Below are 16,636 nucleotides of genomic sequence, written 5' to 3' on the forward strand. Positions count from 1 at the left end.
GCCGATCAGTTGGGGTTCTCCCATGACGCCAGAACGCTACTCGTCGATCGGTCTGGCGGCGTGCTCCTGGACGTCATTGCCGCCCTTGCCACCCCCACTGCCACCGCCGGGCGGCGTCGACTGGCAGCCGAACGGCGGCTGACACGTCGGCTGCGTCGGCGGCGTCGAATTCTGACACTGGGACCGATGCGGGTGAAGGGTGCAGTCCGGCGTCCCGTCGTCCTGACCCGGCTTGCAGTGGTCTCTCATCGGGTTCTGGTCCGGCCGGCACGTCGGCGTCTCCGTCGGCGTCGGGGTCGGGGTCGGGGTCGGCCTCGCTGTGGCGTACCGCTCGGGGTTCCCGACGTTGGCAGCCGGCGGGAACGTCGTGACGGGTTTGCCCTGCAGCGCGCTGCTCATGTAGTCGTGCCAGATCTGGGCCGGGTTGTTACCACCGTTGACCCTGGCCAGGCCACCGACGTTCGTCATGGACACGTACCGGCCCGCGTGTTTGTTCTTTCCCTTGGTGACCGGATCGTCATAACGCCACATTCCGACCGACGTCACGAGCTGGTTGGGTGTGAACCCGTTGAACCAGGCCGCCTTGTTCGCGTTGGTGGTACCCGTCTTGCCCGCGACCTCCCGGCCGGGCAGCGCGGCACGGATACCGGTACCCGGGGACCTGACGACGGCCTGCATCGCGTACTGCACGTCATGCGCGACGTCCGAGTCGAAGGCCCGGTGTTTTTCGACGTTCTTCCACCGCGACTGCTGGTACGGGTGGAAGTTGGCGTCGAGCACCTTGCGGATCGTGTGCGGACGGATGTACTCCCCGTCGTTGGCGATCGTGGCATAGCCGGTCGCCTGGTCCAGCGGGCTCATCGAGGACTGGCCCAGGAAGAAACCCGACTGGCCGACGTGCGGCTTCATCGCGTCTTCCGGCAGCCCGGCCTTCGTGGCCAGGGACAGCACGTTGTCCGATCCGGCCTTGAAGCCGAGTGGGACGTAGACCGTGTTGTACGACATCTGGGTGGCCGTGACGAGGTTCACCACCGGCTGGACGGGGTTGCCCTCGTCGTTGTGCACTTCGAACGCGCCCGGATCACCGGCGTGCACCCGGTCGCCCTTGGTGTCGAAGTAGGCCGGCGCGCTGGCGTCGAACTGACTCTTCAGGCCGATGTCCTGCGTCAGCGCGGTGGCGAGCACGTACGGCTTGAAGCCCGAACCGACCTGGGCCGTGGCGTAGAAGGCGTCGTCGACGAACCGTTTCAGATAATCCTTACCGCCGTACGCCGCCTCGATCTCCCCGTTCTTCGGATTGATCGAGACCAGCCCGACACGGGTGTCCTTCGGCATGCCGGTGGACTGGAGGTTGTGCTCGACCGCGACCTTCGCCTTCTCCTGAAGGTTCTTGTCCCACGTCGTGTAGATCTTCAGACCCTTGGTCTGGAGGTCCTGGTCAGAGAACTTCATGTTGTGCATGGCGTTCTTGACCCGCTGGATCAAGTAGCCCTTCTGCCCCGCGAACGTGGCGCCGCCCGAGTTCTTCACCGTCATCGTCGGATGGTCCCGGTACTTCGCCAGGTCGGCGTCGGACAGCTTGCCCATCTTGTTCATGCCGTCGAGGACGAAGTTGTAGCGCGCGATGGCGTCGAGGTGCTTCTGACCGGTACTGCGAGGGTCGTAGTACGAGGTCCCGGAGCCGTCGTCCGGCTCCTTGATCGAGGCCGCGAGCACCGCCGCCTGCTGCACGGTCAGGTCCTTGGCGTGCACCTTGTAGTAGGCCTCGGCGGCGGCGTCGATGCCGTTCGCCCCACGGCCGAAGAAGATCGTGTTCAGGTAGTTCTGCAGGATCGTGTCTTTGTCCTGCTGCTTGCCGACCTTCACCGAGATGAAGATCTCCTTGAACTTCCGGGTGAACGTCCGCTGCTGGTTGAGGTAGGCGTTCTTGACGTACTGCTGGGTGATGGTCGATCCACCCTGCGTGTCGCCCCCGGAGAGGTTGTTGAACACGGCCCGGGCGATGCCCGTCGGAGAGATGGCCGACTCGCTGTAGAACTTGCGGTCCTCGGCGGCGAGCGCGGCGTCGCGCATGGCCGGCGAGATCTCGTTCAGCTTGACGATCTGTCGCGATGAGCCGATCTTGCCCATGACGGTCTTGCCGTCGCTGTAGTAGATCGTCGAACCCTGGACCGTGGCGTCGGCGTTGACCTGGGGGACCTTGACCATCGCGTAGGCGACCCCGACCATGCAGATGGAGGCGAGAGTACCGACGCCCATCACCGCGAGCACGATCTTCCAGGAGGGGACGAACCGTCTCCATCCGACCTTCTGCGGCGCCTTGCCCCGCGTGCCGCGGCGACCGCCATCACCGCCACTGCCACTACCACTGGCACGGCGTCGGCCCGGTCCACCGGGTCCGCCAGGCCCACCGGGTCCACCAGGACGGCCGGGGCCGCCCGGACCCCCAGGGCCTCCGGGCCCGCCTGGGCGGCGCGGCGGACCGGGTGGTCGATTGGGAGGACCGCCGTAACGCTCAAGACCGCCCTGCGGAGAACCGCTGGGCAGCGACGGCAGGTCAGACCGGCCGACCGGCGTCTGCGGCCGGGTCGGCGGGGTGGGCCTCTCATGTCCCCGTGGCCCGTACTCTGGCCCGTTATCGCTTCCGTAACTCACGCGACCTCGTTCACTGGGGTACGGCGTTCAATCCGTCCGACAGTACTGGGGCGGACGAGTGAGCGAGACCGCCTGTGGAGGTTTCCACAGCTAAGCCACAGCTACGTGCGTGCGGTTCTGCCCTCGTCGGGGGCAGTCTCCCCATGTCCTAGTACGTACGAGCGTGTCAAGTGGTTCCAGCCGCAACTTTGACACACTTCGACCACGTACGCCCGGAACTCACCGAATTCCCGGGCCATCTCCTGGAGCTCCCGGGTGGCCTTCACACGGCCGGCGTAGCGGCCGAGCTGGTCACCGTAGACGTACGTGACGTGCGTGAGGCGTTCTTTCTGGCACACCGGGCAGGCGTTGTCCGTGGGCTCACCGTGGTATTTCGCCGCCCGCAGGAGGTACGGGTGCGCGTCGCATGCGTCATCTACGGTCAGCCCGCCGGAGAACAGGTCGGCGAGCGTCGCCCGGCGAGCCAGGCCGTAGTCGACGACCATTCGCTGCGACCACATGCCAGCAGACTACGACGCCTCGGGGGCCTCTGGCCTCCCCCTCGTGTGCTGTTCTGACGCGCCACGCCGACGTCACAAGGGTTCGCGCTTGCGGTCGCGAACCGCTCGACGTATCTTTCAGATGTATCGAGTCGATACATTCGAGCGATACATCGAGACGAGTGGTGGAGCGGAGGGTGTCATGAGAAGCAAGGGTGGCGTGCTCGAACTCGCCGTGCTCGGGCTGCTCAATGAGTCCCCGATGCACGGGTATGAGCTGCGCAAGCGGCTCAACACGCTGCTCGGCATGTTCCGCGCGTTCTCCTACGGGTCCTTGTACCCGTGTCTGAAGCAACTGCTCGGGCAGGGGCTGATCACGGAGGACGAGGAAGAGCCCACCGCCGTACGGCCGGCCGCCACTCGTCGATCGAAGATCGTTTACAAGCTCACCGCCGAAGGGAAGGAGCACCTGCAGGAGCTCCTCTCCGAGGCCGGCCCCGCCTCCTGGGAGGACGAGGGCTTCGGAGTGCATTTCGCCTTCTTCGCTCACACCCGCGCCGACGTACGGCTGCGGATCCTCGAAGGCCGGCGCAGCCGCCTCGAGGAACGGCTGGATGGCGTACGTACCGCGCTGGCCCGCACTCGGGAGCGAGTAGACAACTACACGCTCGAGCTGCAGCAGCACGGGCTGGAGTCGGTCGAGCGCGAGGTCCGGTGGCTCAACGAGCTGATCGGGCGCGAGCGCGCACAGCAAGACGAAGAGAACCGCTGAGAGACGCGAGCGCGTCCCGGCATCAAGAGAAAAAGGAGCACCCCGCATGGGTTCAGTGCGCGTCGCCATTGTCGGAGTCGGCAACTGCGCGAGCTCGCTCGTCCAGGGAGTCGAGTACTACAAGGATGCCTCGACCGACCTGCGCGTCCCCGGTCTGATGCACGTTCAGTTCGGCGACTACCACGTCGGTGACGTGGAGTTCGTCGCGGCGTTCGACGTGGACGCCAAGAAGGTCGGCCGCGACCTGTCCGAGGCGATCGTGGCCAGCGAGAACAACACGATCAAGATCTGCGACGTGCCGCCGTCCGGCGTCACCGTCCAGCGCGGCCACACCTTCGACGGTCTCGGCGAGTACTACCGCGAGATCATCCAGGAGTCGGACGAGTCGCCCGTCGACGTCGTCCAGATCCTCAAGGACACCCAGGCCGACGTTCTCGTGTCGTACCTGCCGGTGGGCTCCGAGGCGGCCGACCGCTTCTACGCCCAGTGCTGCCTGGACGCCAAGGTCGCGTTCGTCAACGCCCTGCCGGTCTTCATCGCCAGCGACCCGACGTGGGCCCAGAAGTTCACCGACGCCGGCGTGCCGATCGTCGGGGACGACATCAAGTCCCAGGTCGGCGCGACCATCACACACCGCGTGATGGCCAAGCTGTTCGAGGACCGCGGCGTCGAGCTGCTGCGCACGTACCAGCTCAACTTCGGCGGCAACATGGACTTCATGAACATGCTGGAGCGCAAGCGCCTCCAGTCCAAGAAGATCTCCAAGACCCAGTCGGTCACCTCGCAGATCCCGCACGAGATGGCAAAGGCCGACGTGCACATCGGCCCGTCCGACCACGTGCCGTGGCTCGACGACCGCAAGTGGGCCTACGTCCGCCTCGAGGGCCGTTCCTTCGGCGACACCCCGCTGAACCTGGAGTACAAGCTCGAGGTCTGGGACTCCCCGAACTCCGCCGGCGTCATCATCGACGCCGTGCGCGCCGCGAAGATCGCCAAGGACCGCGGCATCGGCGGCCCGATCCTGTCGGCCAGCTCGTACTTCATGAAGTCGCCGCCGGTCCAGTACAACGACGACGAGGCCCGCCAGGCTGTTGAGGGCTTCATCGCCGGGGACATCGAGCGGTAGCGAGGAGCCACCGCGACCAAGCAAGCCGAGCGGTAAGCAGCTTGACCGTTACGTCCTGAATGACCAGGAGGCCCGTGCGCATCGCGTACGGGCCTCCTGGTGTCTGCGACCTGGGACGACCCGCTTACAATCCCCTTTGACGAGAAGCCGGTCACCTGGGACGACTCCCAGAGCGGCCTCCGTCACCACCGGGAATGCGAGAGGGACACGTGCTCAACCAGAACGGATCGGCCCGGCAGAGGACACCCCCCACGGCGACACGTAGCGCAATGCCCCTTTGACGGTATGTCGTCACGTTGTCACGGGCTTGTCTCGCGATCTGAACGGTTGAGTAACCAGTCCCACTCTTTACCAATCTGAGCTGGACTCTGACCCCGGCTCAGGGTGTTCTCGCACCTTGAGGCGTGCCTGCCCCGGCATGCTTTGACCCCATAGCGTAAGACGGCCGCAAGGCCGGAGGAGGGCGTACATGACTGGTAGAACGACGGGGCTGAGGGCAGCGGCCGCCATCGGCGTGCTCGCTGTCGGCCTTGCCGCCTGTGGCGGCGGGAGCGGCAGTAGCAGCAGCTCAGACGACGGCAAGCCCAAGAAGGGCGGCACGCTCAAGCTCGTCGGCGCCGGCGGCCAGGACAACCTGGACCCGACCAGCGCCTACAGCACCGTGTCGAGCGCCTTCCAGCGGACCTACTCTCGCCAGCTGTTCGCCTACCCCGCTTCCAAGGACGCGAAGGTCGCCAGCACGCCGGTGCCCGACGCGGCGGCCGAGATGCCGACGGCGGACAACGGTGGCATCAGCAAGGACGGTCTGACCTACAAGATCAAGATCCGTCCGGGCATCATGTGGGACTCGCAGCCGCCTCGGCCGATGGTGGCCGGCGACTTCGTGCGGGCCTTCAAGCACATGTGCAACCCGGCCTCCCCGGTCGGCGCGCCGAACTACTACCTGCCCAACATCAAGGGCATGCAGTCCTACTGTGACCCGTTCCTGAAGGACAAGAAGCTCCAGCAGGACCCCAAGGGCATCGAGACCTACGAGAACGGTCACGACATCTCCGGGGTCAAGGCCCTGGACGACGCCACCATCCAGTTCACGCTGACGAAGCCCGCCTCGGACTTCATCAGCCTGCTCGGCATGACGTTCGCGTCGGCCGTGCCGGTGGAGTACTACAAGTACGTGCCGGGCAGCCCGGACCAGTTCCGTCACCTCGTGTCGGCCGGTCCGTACAAGGTGACGCAGTTCAACCCCGGCAAGTCGATCACCTTCGAGAAGAACCCGAACTGGAAGCAGGACACCGACCCCCTGCGCCACCAGTACGTGGACAGCATCGTGTTCACCGAGGGCCAGGAGTCGCCCGAGGGCGTCCAGCAGCAGCTCGAGGGCGGCAGCGCCGACATCTCCGCAGACGTGGCGATGCCGGCTTCCGCGCTCGGCCGGCTGGCGGCCAAGAACGACCCGAACCTCACGGTCAACGGCCCGCCGATCTCCAACCCGTACCTGGTCTTCAACTTCCGGAGCCCGAACGCCAACAAGGCGATGTCGAAGCTCAAGGTGCGTCAGGCGATCGAGTACGCGATCAACAAGGTCGCGCTGGCCCGCGTCTACGGTGGCCCGAAGTACAACACGCCGCTGAACACCATCATCCCGCCGGACAGCATCGGCTACGAGGACTACAACCTCTACCCGACGAACGGCAGCCAGGGTGACCCGGCCAAGTGCAAGTCGCTTCTCTCCGAGGCCGGCTACCCGAACGGCTTCAAGATCAAGGCTGCCTACCGTCAGGCCGGCAACCACCCGGCGATCTTCCAGAGCTACGCGCAGGACCTCAAGGCGTGTGGCATCACCGTCGAGGGTGTGCCGGTTCCCCAGGCCGACTTCTACACGCAGTTCCTGCAGAAGACGGACAACACCACGGCCGGCAAGTGGGACGTCGCCGCGCCGGGCTGGGTGCCGGACTGGTTCGGCAACAACGGCCGCGCCGTCATCTCCCCGCTGTTCGACGGCCGCAACTGGGCCGATGGCACCTCCAACTACGGTGACTACGACAGCCCGGTGACCAACGGTCTGATCGACAAGGCCCTCACGGCCAAGACGGCGGAGGACACCCAGAAGTTCTGGCACGCCGCCGACGTGCAGATCATGAAGGACGCGGCGATCGTGCCCTTCATGGCGCAGAAGACCCCGTGGTACCACTCCTCGCGGGTCAAGGGTGCGGTCTGGCTGCCGATCGCTCAGCAGTTCGACTTCACCAACCTGTGGCTCAGCTCCGGTAGCTGACGTACAACAGCAGGTGGCGGCCGGGCGCGTCGGTGGCGGCGAGCCCGGCCGCACTGCTGCAGGCTCCAGTAATGGAGCTGTACCGTCCATTGGCGGCGATGTCGCAGGCAGAGCCGTTATCAGGTAGACATGCTGTGGCTCTGGCACGAGGCAGCAAGCTTTCGAAGGGGAGGACATGAGCCTTCTCGAGGTCCGAGACCTAAAGGTCTCATTCGACACGTCTGACGGATTGGTACAAGCCGTCCGGGGCGTGTCGTTCGCCGTCGAGCGAGGAAAGACACTGGGCATCGTCGGCGAGTCCGGCTCCGGGAAAAGCGTCTCCACCCAGACGCTCCTCGGTCTTACGGCGGGCGCTCTGATCGATGGGGAGGCCCTGTTCGAGGGGCAGGATCTGCTGGCCATGTCCGACGCGCAACTTCGTCGGGTCCGTGGCAAGGAGATCGCAATGATCTTCCAGGATCCCCTGTCGAGCCTTCACCCCCTGTACAAGGTGGGGAAGCAGATCGCCGAGATGATCCGGCAGCACGAGCCGGACGTCAACAAGGCTCAGGCACGTAAGCGGGCGGTCGAGCTTCTCGGCATGGTCGGGATCCCCGAGCCCGACCAGCGGGTCGACGACTACCCCCACCAGTTCTCCGGCGGTATGCGCCAGCGCGCGATGATCGCGATGGCGCTCTCGCTGAACCCCAAGCTCATCGTCGCGGACGAACCGACCACCGCGCTCGACGCGACCGTCCAGGCCCAGATCCTCGACCTCATGCTGCGGCTGCAGCGCGAGTTCGACACGGCTCTCATCATGATCACGCACGATCTCGGTGTGATCGCCGACCTCGCCGACGACGTGTTGGTGATGTACGGCGGCAAGCCGGTCGAGCACGCCGAGCGGCGCTCGCTCTACTACCGCCCCCACCACCCGTACACCAAGGGCCTGCTGGAGTCGATCCCCGGCTCGACGGGTGCGAAGGAGCGGCTCAAGCCCATCCCCGGGCAGCCGCCCTCCCTGATCAACCTCCCGTCGGGCTGTGCCTTCCACCCGCGCTGCGAGTACGTCATGGACCGCTGTGTTCCGGAAGAACCACAGCTCACCCCCGTCAACGACAATGACGGCTTCCCGGATCTCGGTCACACGTCCGCCTGCTGGCTGCCGCACGAGGCCGCCGGGCTGAGCGCGGACGCGGAGCGCATCCGTCAGGAGGCGGTCGCCGCCGGCCGTTCGGGGGACACCACCATCGTGGACGCCGGGGAGGCGCAGTGAGCCAGGACTCTGACGTCCTCGTCGAGATCGACGACGTCTACAAGCATTTCCCGATCAAGCAGGGCATCATCTTCAAGCGCGAGGTCGCCCGCGTCCACGCGGTCGACGGTGTGAGCCTGAAGGTCCGCCGCGGCGAGACGATCGGGATCGTGGGCGAGAGCGGCTGTGGAAAGTCGACTCTCGCCCGTTGCATCACGGGCCTGCACCCCATCTCCAAGGGGCGCATCGTCTTCGACGGCCAGGACATCTCCCGGCTGCGCGGACGGCAGCTCAAGCCGTTCCGTCGCGACGTCCAGATGATCTTCCAGGACCCGTACGGCTCCCTCAACCCGCGCCGCCGCGTCGGTGCGATCATCGGCGACCCGTTCGACATCCACGGCACCGCCTCGGGCGCGGAGCGCAAGAAGCGCGTCCAGGAGCTGATGGAGCTCGTCGGCCTGAACCCCGAGCACTTCAACCGTTTCCCGGCGGAGTTCTCCGGCGGGCAGCGGCAGCGCATCGGCATCGCCCGCGCGCTGGCCCTGAAGCCCAAGCTGATCGTCTGTGACGAGCCGGTCTCCGCGCTCGACGTGTCGATTCAGGCGCAGGTCATCAACCTGCTCAAGGACCTTCAGGACGAGCTCGGGCTCACCTACGTCTTCATCGCGCACGACCTGTCGGTCGTACGTTACGTGAGCGACCGGGTCGCGGTGATGTACCTCGGCAAGCTCGCGGAGAACGCCGACGGCGAGGAGCTGTACGAGAACCCCCGCCACCCCTACACCGGCGCTCTCCTGTCCGCCGCCTCGATCGCCGACCCGGACGCCGCCGAGCGCCGGGAGCGGATCGTGCTCAGCGGCGACGTGCCCTCGCCGATCAGGCCGCCGTCCGGCTGCCGGTTCCACCCGCGCTGCCCGAAGGCCCAGGAGGACTGCGTCGACCTCGTGCCCGAGCTCGTCGTGCGGGGCGGCGACGGCGCGGGTCACCTGACCGCCTGCCACCACCCCGTAGAGCCCGCGGAGAACCTCGCCGAGGAGCACGCCGCGATCGATCAGCTGTCCACCGAGCCCACGCTCCCGAGTGCATAGGTATCGATCATGAGCCTCACTGATCTCGAAGCCGAGGCCTCGGTCCCGCCCGCGAGCGAGGTGCCCGGCGGACGCAAGATCGAGGGCCGCAGCCCGTGGCAGCTCGCCTGGGCGCGGCTCCGTCAGGACAAGGCGGCGATGATCTCCCTGACGGTGATCATCCTGCTCGTCCTCATGGCGCTGCTCGCGCCGCTCATCGCCAAGTGGGTCGGCTACCAGCCCGACTTCGGCGACCGGAAGTTCGGCGTCACCGACGATGGTCTCCCGGTGGGCCCGAACGGCCACCACTACCTGGGTACGGACCGGCTCGGCCGCGACATCCTCGTACGCGGGGTGTACGGCGCGCGCGTCTCGCTGCTCGTCGGCCTGGTCTCGACCGCGCTCGCGGTCATCCTGGGCGTCATCATCGGCGCGACGGCCGGCTACTACGGCGGCGCGATCGACACGATCCTCGCCCGGTTCATGGACGTGACGCTGTCCTTCCCGTACCTCCTGTTCGCCATTGCGCTCGCGGCGGCGTTCGGGGCCAGCACTCCGCTGACGATCTTCGTCATCACCTTCTTCTCGTTCGCCTCGATCGGCCGGATCGTCCGCGGGCAGGTGCTGCAGATCAAGGAGCGGGAGTTCATCGAGGCCGCGCGGTCACTCGGTGCGAGCAACGTACGGATCATGTTCATCGACGTGATCCCGAACCTCATCGCCCCGGTGACGGTGCTGGGCTCGATGACGATCCCCACCGCGATCATCTTCGAGTCGACGCTGTCCTTCCTCGGCGCCGGCACCGACCCCCGTACGCCGAGCTGGGGCAACATGCTCGCCGACGCGACCGAGAGCTACACGGTCGCCTGGTGGACGCTGTTCATCCCGGCGCTGTTCCTGCTGCTCACCACGCTGGCGTTCAACATCCTCGGGGACGCCGTACGCGACGCGCTCGACCCGCGGTCCGAGCGGCTGTTCGCGGCCCAGAGGGCCAACCGCAAGAAGCAGAAGAAGAGGAAGTAGCCGACATGTTCCGTTTCCTGATCCGGCGGATCCTCTTCGGGGTACTGGTCCTGTGGATCGTCACCCTGGGCGTCTTCATCCTCTTCTTCGCCACCTCCAAGGACCCGGCGGCGCGCTTCGCCGGCAAGTCCGCGACCCCGGCGACACTCGCCCTCGTACGGCACCGGCTGGGTCTCGACGACCCGCTGCCGGTGCAGTACTGGCACTTCGTCACCCGTCTGCTCCGCGGCGACCTCGGCTACTCCTTCGCCACACAGAGCCCGGTCACCAGCATGATCAAGGGCGCGCTGCCGGCCAGCCTGTCCCTGATCCTGGGCGCGGCGGTGCTGTGGCTGGCGGCGGGCATCGTCGCCGGCGTCATCAGCGCCACCCGGGCTCGCACGCTGCTCGACCGCGGCATCACCCTGTCGGTGCTCGTCGGCATCTCGATGCCGGCGTTCATCGTCGGTCTGACGCTGTCGTACGTCCTGGCGGTCAAGATCCAGATCTTCCCGCAGACCGGGTTCGTGCCGATCCAGAACAACCCGGTGCAGTGGTTCCAGCACCTGATCCTGCCGTGGATCACGCTGGCGCTGCTGCAGTCGGCCATCTACACCCGGCTGACCCGCGGCTCGCTGCTGGACGTGCTCGGTGAGGACTACATCCGCACCGCGCGCGCCAAGGGCCTGCCCGAGCGGCGGGTCATCTACCGCCACGGGCTGCGCTCCGCGCTCACCCCGGTCGTCACCCAGGCGGGCGTCGACATCGGCGTCCTCATCGGCGGCACCCTGGTCACCGAGACGGTCTTCGGCCTGCAGGGCATCGGCCAGATGACCGTGCAGTCGCTGACCAACGGCGACCTGCCGGTCATCATGGGCGTCGTGCTGATCGCCGCGTTCTTCGTGGTGCTCGGCAACCTCGTGGTGGACGTCGCGTACTCCTTCCTCGACCCGCGCGTACGTCTCTCCTGAGCGGTTTCTCACCGAAACGGCCGTCCCCGGCCCGGGGACGGCCGTTTCGCGTTCCACCACCCCCGCTGATCTAGGCTGTGCCCGTGTCATACGCGTCGGACCTGCGGCTGGTCATCAAGGGCCGGGACTTCCGCCGCCTCTTCGCGACGCGGCTCGTCTCCGCGCTGGCGGACGGAGTGTTCCAGTTTGGAGTGGCGGGATACGTCCTGTTCTCTCCCGAGCAGCAGGCCACCGCGGCGGAGGCCGCCGCCACCGCCGCCGTGCTGCTGCTGCCGTACTCCATCCTCGGCCCGTTCGCCGGCGTCTTCATCGACCGGTGGCGGCGCCGCCAGATCCTCGTCTACGCCCCGCTGATCCGCGCCGCGTGCCTCGTCGCCACGGCCGCGCTGCTGGTGTACGGCCACGATGGCGCGCCTTTCCTGCTGTCCGCGCTCGTCGTGCTGGGCGTCAACCGGTTCTTCCTGTCCGCCCTGTCGGCCGCGCTGCCGCACGTCGTCGGCCGGCCCGAGCTCATCACCGCGAACGCCGTGTCCGTCACCTCGGGGACGATGGCGGCCTTCGCCGGCGCGGGGGTCGGTTACGTGCTGCGGCTGGCGTTCGGCGCCGGGCAGAACGGCGCCGCGGTCATCCTCCTGTGGGCCGCCGCCGCGTACGTCGTGACGTCGGTGATCGCCACCCGGCTCGGCCGCGACATGCTCGGCCCGGAGCTGCGAACGATCCGCCCGGAGGCCCGCGAGGCGCTGGGGCAGGTGCTGCGCGGCCTGGCCGACGGCGCCCGGCACGTACGCGAGCGCCGCGCGGCCGGCTTCGCCCTGGGCGCGATCGGCGTGCATCGCTTCCTGTACGGCATCACGACGATCATGACGGTGCTGCTGTTCCGCAACTACTTCACCGACAGCGCCCAGGCGGGGATGGGCGGCTTCGCACTGACGCTCGTGGTGTCCGGCTTCGGCTACTTCCTGGCGGCCGTGATCACCCCGCCGGTCACCGAGCACATCCGCAAGGAGACGTGGATCACCGCGCAACTGGCGTTCGCGGCGGTGGCGGAGGTGGCCCTGGCGGCGCCGTTCTCACCGATCCCGTTCGTCATCGGCGGCTTCGCGCTGGGCCTGGCCGCCCAGGGAGTGAAGCTCTGCGTGGACACGATCGTCCAGACGATCATCTCCGACGCCTACCGGGGCCGGGTGTTCTCGTTCTACGACATGATCTTCAACGGCCTGTACGTGGCCGGCTTCGCCGCCGCCGCGGCCATCCTCCCGCCGACCGGCAAGTCCTACGCCGCCCTCGCCGTCATCGGCGGCGGCTACGCCCTCGCCGCTCTCGCCTTCCACCTCGGCGCGAAGAACACCGAGCATGTTGCCACCACTGGTAGTAACGTGAAGGTATGAGCGAGGCCGCCATGCCCGGTGAGCACGAGGAGCCGTCGTCCGACCGCGTACGGAAGGTGAGCGTCTCCATGCCCGAGTCTCTTGCCAGGGACATTCGCGAACGGGTCGGCCCGGGAGCGTTCAGCCGCTACGTTACGGAAGCAGCTCATCACAAGCTGAAACAGGACCAGCTCACCGAGCTTCTCGCGGACATGGAGGCCGCGAACGGCCCGGTGTCCGACGATGAGCTCGCCGCCGTGGAGGCGGTCTGGCTGGAGGCGGAAGAGTCGTGGCGAAACAGGGGATCCTCCTAGCCCGGACCCTCGTTCTGGACTGTGAGGGCCTGTCCAAGGCCGCCCTGAACGATCGGATCATGCAGCTCCATCTCATGCACGCCGCGCGCCGCAGCACCAACGTGGTCGTGTCCGCCGTCACCCTCACCGAGCTCCTCCGTGGTGGCCCTCGCGACGCCGCGATCCACCGGGTCGTCAAGCGCATGAACGTCAAGGACCTGACGCCCGAACTCGCCCGCCACGCCGGCGAGCTGCTCGGCACGCAGGGCTTCACGGCCGAGGCCTCGATCGACGCGATGGTCGCCGCGACCGCGCTCGCCGAGCCCCGGCCCGTGGTGATCCTCACCAGTGACCCGAAGGATCTGCGTGCCCTCACCGAGGGTGCGCCCGGCGTGTCCGTGACCTCGATCTGATCAGAGGGACTCGGCGACGGCCACCATGGCGGTGGTGATGCCGGCCAGGTCGGCGGGCTCGGTGACGTACGGGGGCATCGTGTAGATCAGGTTGCGGAACGGCCGGAGCCAGACGCCGAGGCCCATGACCGTCTCCTGGACCGCCGCCACGTCCACCGGATCGACCGTCTCGATCACGCCGATCGCGCCCAGGACCCGTACGTCCCGTACGCCGGGCAGGCCGCGCGCCGGCTCCAGCCCCTCCCGCAGCCCCTTCTCGATGCCGGCCACCTCGGCCCGCCAGTCGCGTTCGCGCAGCAGTCCGACAGACGCGACCGCCACCGCGCACGCGAGAGGGTTGGCCATGTACGTCGGGCCGTGCATGAGCACGCCCGCCTCGCCGTCGGTGATCCCCCGCGCCACCCGTGACGTGCACAGCGTCGCGGCCAGCGTCAGGTATCCGCCGGTCAGCGCCTTGCCCACGCACATGATGTCCGGCGCGACGCCCGCGTGCTCGCAGCCGAAGAACGTCCCCGTGCGCCCGAAGCCGGTGGCGATCTCGTCGAAGATCAGCAGCACGTCGTGCGCGGAGGCGAGGGAGCGCAGCGTCCGCAGGACCTCCGGGTCGTAGAAGCGCATGCCGCCCGCGCCCTGCACGACCGGCTCCACGATGATCGCGGCCAGCTCCCCCGCGTGCCTCTCGACCAGCTCCGACAGCTCGTCGCCGTACGACGCCGAGTACGACACGGGCGGCAGCGGCGCGAAGACGTGCGCGGGCAGGATTTCCGCGAAGAGGTGGTGCATCCCGCCGACCGGGTCACAGACCGCCATCGTGGCGAACGTGTCCCCGTGGTAGCCGCCCCGTACGGTCAGCAGCCGCGACCGGCCCGTACGGCCCAGAGAGCGCTGGTACTGCAGCGCCATCTTGATCGCGACCTCCACCGACACGGATCCCGAGTCGGCGAAGAAGACCTTCGTCAGCGGCTCCGGCGTCAGCGAGACCAGCAGCCGTGCCAGGTCCACCGCGGCCGGGTGCGTCAGCCCGCCGAACATCACGTGGGCCATGTCCCGCAGCTGCCCGGTCACCGCCGCGTCGAGCACCGGATGGCGGTAGCCGTGGATCGCCGCCCACCACGAGGACATCCCGTCGACCAGCTCGCGGCCGTCGGCCAGCGTCAGGCGTACGCCCGCGGCCGAGACGACCGGGTGCACCGGCGTCGTGGCCGGCATGGGGGAGTACGGGTGCCAGATGTGCTCGCGGTCGAAGGCGAGGAGATCCTCAGCGGACATGCGTCCCCATGATGTCAGGCCTGCTCGCGCGCCCACTCCCGGAGCGCCTCGATGGCCGCCTCCTTGCCGATCGGCCCGCGGTCGAGGCGCAGGTCGAGCAGGAACCGGTACGCCTTACCGATGGCCGGTCCGGGCGCCAGGCCGAGGACCTCCTGGATCTCGTGGCCGTCGAGCTCCGGGCGGATCTTGGCGAGCTCCTCCTCCTGCTCCAGCCGCGCGATCCGGCGCTCCAGGTCGTCATAGGTACGGGCCAGCGCCGCCGCCTTACGCCGGTTGCGCGTCGTGCAGTCGGCCCGGGTCAGCTTGTGCAGCCGCGACAGCAGGTGGCCCGCGTCGCGCACGTAGCGGCGGACCGCGGAGTCGGTCCACTCGCCGGTGCCGTACCCGTGGAAGCGCAGGTGCAGCTCGACGAGCCGGGACACGTCCGCGACGACGTCCTTCGGATAGCGCAGCGCGACGAGGCGCGCCTTGCTCATCGAGGCGCCGACGACCTCGTGGTGGTGGAAGGTCACGCGCCCGCCCTCGATGAACGACCGGGTCTTCGGCTTGCCGATGTCGTGCAGAAGCGCGGCCAGCCGCAGGACGAGGTCCGGGCCGTGCTCCTCCTGGGCGATCGCCTGCTCCAGGACGATCAGCGAGTGCTCGTAGACGTCCTTGTGCCGATGGTGCTCGTCGATCTCCAGCCGCAGCTTGGGCAGCTCGGGCAGCACCTGGGCGGCGAGGCCCGTGTCGACCAGGAGCGCCAGGCCCTCGCGCGGGTACGTGCCCAGCAGCAGCTTGGACAGCTCGTCGCGGACCCGCTCGGCCGAGACGATCTCGATACGGCCGGCCATCTCGGTCATCGCGGTCACGACCGCCGGGTCGACGGTGAAGCCGAGCTGGGAGGAGAACCGCGCGGCCCGCAGCATCCGCAGCGGATCGTCGCCGAAGGAGTCCTCGGGACGTCCGGGCGTGCGGATCGCCTTGGCGCGCAGGTCGTCCAGCCCACCGTACGGGTCGACGAACTCGTGGCCCGGCAGCCGCGCCGCCATGGCGTTCACGGCGAAGTCGCGGCGCGCGAGGTCGTCCTCCAGCGACGTGCCGTAGGCCACCTCCGGCTTGCGCGACTTGGGGTCATAGGACTCGCTACGGTAAGTCGTGATCTCGATCTGGTGGTCGCCCTTGCGCAGGCCGATGGTGCCGAACTCGATGCCGATCGTCCACACGGTGTCCGCCCAGTCCTCGACGATCTCGAGGATGCGCTCGGGATGGGCGTCGGTCGCGAAGTCCAGGTCGTTGACGGCACGTCCGAGCAGTGCGTCGCGTACCGGCCCGCCGACCAGCGCGAGCTCCTGGCCCGCCGCGGCGAACACCCGGCCGAGGTCGTCGGCGAGCGGCGTCACCCGGCCGAGCAGCTCGGCGATGGCGGCGTGGTGGTTCGAGGTCAGTTCGTCGTTCGACACGGCAATCGAGCGTAGATCCTCGCAGGTGGCAGGCAAAACGCGAATCGCGTGGCGGTTGATCCCGGCTTGTTCCGAAATAGCGGTATACGCGGCGGTGGCGCCGTGGAGACGTGCATGAAGTGCGCTCTCACCTCCCATCGTCCACCGTACGGGCGGAGGACGACCCACGAGATCGTCCGCCCGCCTCGCGACACGACCAGCGCGGACGAGGCGCGGGCCGCCCTCGCAGGTCCCCCGAAATCGGTCGTAGCAATGACCGATTACGCATGTC

The 16,636-nt window shown here is 67.8% G+C and carries 14 protein-coding genes; 10 read left to right on the top strand and 4 right to left on the bottom strand.

Translation table 11 applies throughout. From position 1 onward, the window contains the following. Window positions 1-36: 36 nt before the first annotated feature. Both QWU11_RS09705 and QWU11_RS09710 read right to left on the bottom strand, forming a co-directional pair. The gene (locus QWU11_RS09705; RefSeq protein ID WP_290104750.1) at window positions 37-2,259 is read right to left on the bottom strand and encodes a transglycosylase domain-containing protein; all 2,223 of its coding nucleotides are present in this window, start codon (window positions 2,257-2,259) and stop codon (window positions 37-39) included. A gap of 497 nt (window positions 2,260-2,756) precedes the next feature. After that, complete coding sequence (locus QWU11_RS09710; protein ID WP_290104751.1) at window positions 2,757-3,155, bottom strand: DUF5318 family protein; 399 nt, start codon at window positions 3,153-3,155, stop codon at window positions 2,757-2,759. 181 nt (window positions 3,156-3,336) lie between these two features. Between QWU11_RS09710 and QWU11_RS09715 the strand changes: the two genes are divergently transcribed. The 10 genes from QWU11_RS09715 to QWU11_RS09760 all read left to right on the top strand — a co-directional run bounded on the left by QWU11_RS09715 (window position 3,337) and on the right by QWU11_RS09760 (window position 13,654). Next, window positions 3,337-3,906 carry a PadR family transcriptional regulator gene (locus QWU11_RS09715; protein WP_290104752.1) on the top strand — a complete coding sequence of 190 codons (570 nt, stop codon included), beginning with the start codon at window positions 3,337-3,339 and terminating at the stop codon, window positions 3,904-3,906. A 46-nt stretch (window positions 3,907-3,952) separates the two neighbouring features. Further along, a complete protein-coding gene (locus QWU11_RS09720) occupies window positions 3,953-5,032 on the top strand; it encodes an inositol-3-phosphate synthase (protein WP_290104753.1) in 1,080 nt (359 codons plus the stop codon). Window positions 5,033-5,501: 469 nt separating this feature from the next. Beyond that, window positions 5,502-7,307 (top strand): ABC transporter substrate-binding protein, encoded by a 1,806-nt coding sequence (locus QWU11_RS09725; RefSeq protein WP_290104754.1) that lies wholly within the window; start codon window positions 5,502-5,504, stop codon window positions 7,305-7,307. A gap of 250 nt (window positions 7,308-7,557) precedes the next feature. Then, window positions 7,558-8,562: an ABC transporter ATP-binding protein gene (locus tag QWU11_RS09730; protein WP_354670824.1), complete on the top strand. Its 1,005-nt coding sequence runs from the start codon at window positions 7,558-7,560 to the stop codon at window positions 8,560-8,562. Beyond that, window positions 8,559-9,629 carry a dipeptide ABC transporter ATP-binding protein gene (locus QWU11_RS09735; RefSeq protein WP_290104756.1) on the top strand — a complete coding sequence of 357 codons (1,071 nt, stop codon included), beginning with the start codon at window positions 8,559-8,561 and terminating at the stop codon, window positions 9,627-9,629. The genes QWU11_RS09730 and QWU11_RS09735 overlap by 4 nt, the downstream gene beginning before the upstream one ends. 9 nt (window positions 9,630-9,638) lie before the next feature. Next, entirely contained in the window at window positions 9,639-10,631 is a 993-nt protein-coding gene (locus tag QWU11_RS09740; RefSeq protein ID WP_290104757.1) for an ABC transporter permease, read from the top strand. Window positions 10,632-10,636: 5 nt separating this feature from the next. Further along, window positions 10,637-11,581, top strand: coding sequence for an ABC transporter permease (locus tag QWU11_RS09745; RefSeq protein WP_290104758.1), 945 nt, complete (start codon window positions 10,637-10,639; stop codon window positions 11,579-11,581). 83 nt (window positions 11,582-11,664) lie between these two features. Then, window positions 11,665-12,969, top strand: a complete 1,305-nt coding sequence (locus QWU11_RS09750) for an MFS transporter (RefSeq protein WP_290104759.1) — start codon at window positions 11,665-11,667, stop codon at window positions 12,967-12,969. Further along, window positions 12,966-13,262, top strand: coding sequence for a hypothetical protein (locus QWU11_RS09755; RefSeq protein WP_290104760.1), 297 nt, complete (start codon window positions 12,966-12,968; stop codon window positions 13,260-13,262). Before QWU11_RS09750 ends, QWU11_RS09755 begins: the two co-directional genes overlap by 4 nt. Continuing rightward, a complete protein-coding gene (locus QWU11_RS09760; RefSeq protein WP_290104761.1) occupies window positions 13,238-13,654 on the top strand; it encodes a PIN domain-containing protein in 417 nt (138 codons plus the stop codon). Before QWU11_RS09755 ends, QWU11_RS09760 begins: the two co-directional genes overlap by 25 nt. On the opposite strand, the gene QWU11_RS09765 is transcribed toward QWU11_RS09760, so the two are convergent. Then, window positions 13,655-14,923: an adenosylmethionine--8-amino-7-oxononanoate transaminase gene (locus QWU11_RS09765; RefSeq protein WP_290104762.1), complete on the bottom strand. Its 1,269-nt coding sequence runs from the start codon at window positions 14,921-14,923 to the stop codon at window positions 13,655-13,657. Between the two features lie 14 nt (window positions 14,924-14,937). Beyond that, window positions 14,938-16,365, bottom strand: a complete 1,428-nt coding sequence (locus QWU11_RS09770; protein WP_290104763.1) for a CCA tRNA nucleotidyltransferase — start codon at window positions 16,363-16,365, stop codon at window positions 14,938-14,940. Window positions 16,366-16,636: the final 271 nt, after the last annotated feature.

The sequence above is a fragment of the Actinomadura sp. DC4 genome (genome assembly GCF_030406325.1).
GTDB lineage: Bacteria > Actinomycetota > Actinomycetes > Streptosporangiales > Streptosporangiaceae > Actinoallomurus.

Excerpts from the sequence above, each read along its gene's own strand:
- QWU11_RS09705 (WP_290104750.1), bottom strand. The coding sequence starts at position 2,259 with ATGGGCGTCGGTACTCTCGCCTCCATCTGCATGGTCGGGGTCGCCTAC.
- QWU11_RS09710 (WP_290104751.1), bottom strand. The coding sequence starts at position 3,155 with ATGTGGTCGCAGCGAATGGTCGTCGACTACGGCCTGGCTCGCCGGGCG.
- QWU11_RS09715 (WP_290104752.1), top strand. The coding sequence starts at position 3,337 with ATGAGAAGCAAGGGTGGCGTGCTCGAACTCGCCGTGCTCGGGCTGCTC.
- QWU11_RS09720 (WP_290104753.1), top strand. The coding sequence starts at position 3,953 with ATGGGTTCAGTGCGCGTCGCCATTGTCGGAGTCGGCAACTGCGCGAGC.
- QWU11_RS09725 (WP_290104754.1), top strand. The coding sequence starts at position 5,502 with ATGACTGGTAGAACGACGGGGCTGAGGGCAGCGGCCGCCATCGGCGTG.
- QWU11_RS09740 (WP_290104757.1), top strand. The coding sequence starts at position 9,639 with ATGAGCCTCACTGATCTCGAAGCCGAGGCCTCGGTCCCGCCCGCGAGC.
- QWU11_RS09745 (WP_290104758.1), top strand. The coding sequence starts at position 10,637 with ATGTTCCGTTTCCTGATCCGGCGGATCCTCTTCGGGGTACTGGTCCTG.
- QWU11_RS09755 (WP_290104760.1), top strand. The coding sequence starts at position 12,966 with ATGAGCGAGGCCGCCATGCCCGGTGAGCACGAGGAGCCGTCGTCCGAC.
- QWU11_RS09765 (WP_290104762.1), bottom strand. The coding sequence starts at position 14,923 with ATGTCCGCTGAGGATCTCCTCGCCTTCGACCGCGAGCACATCTGGCAC.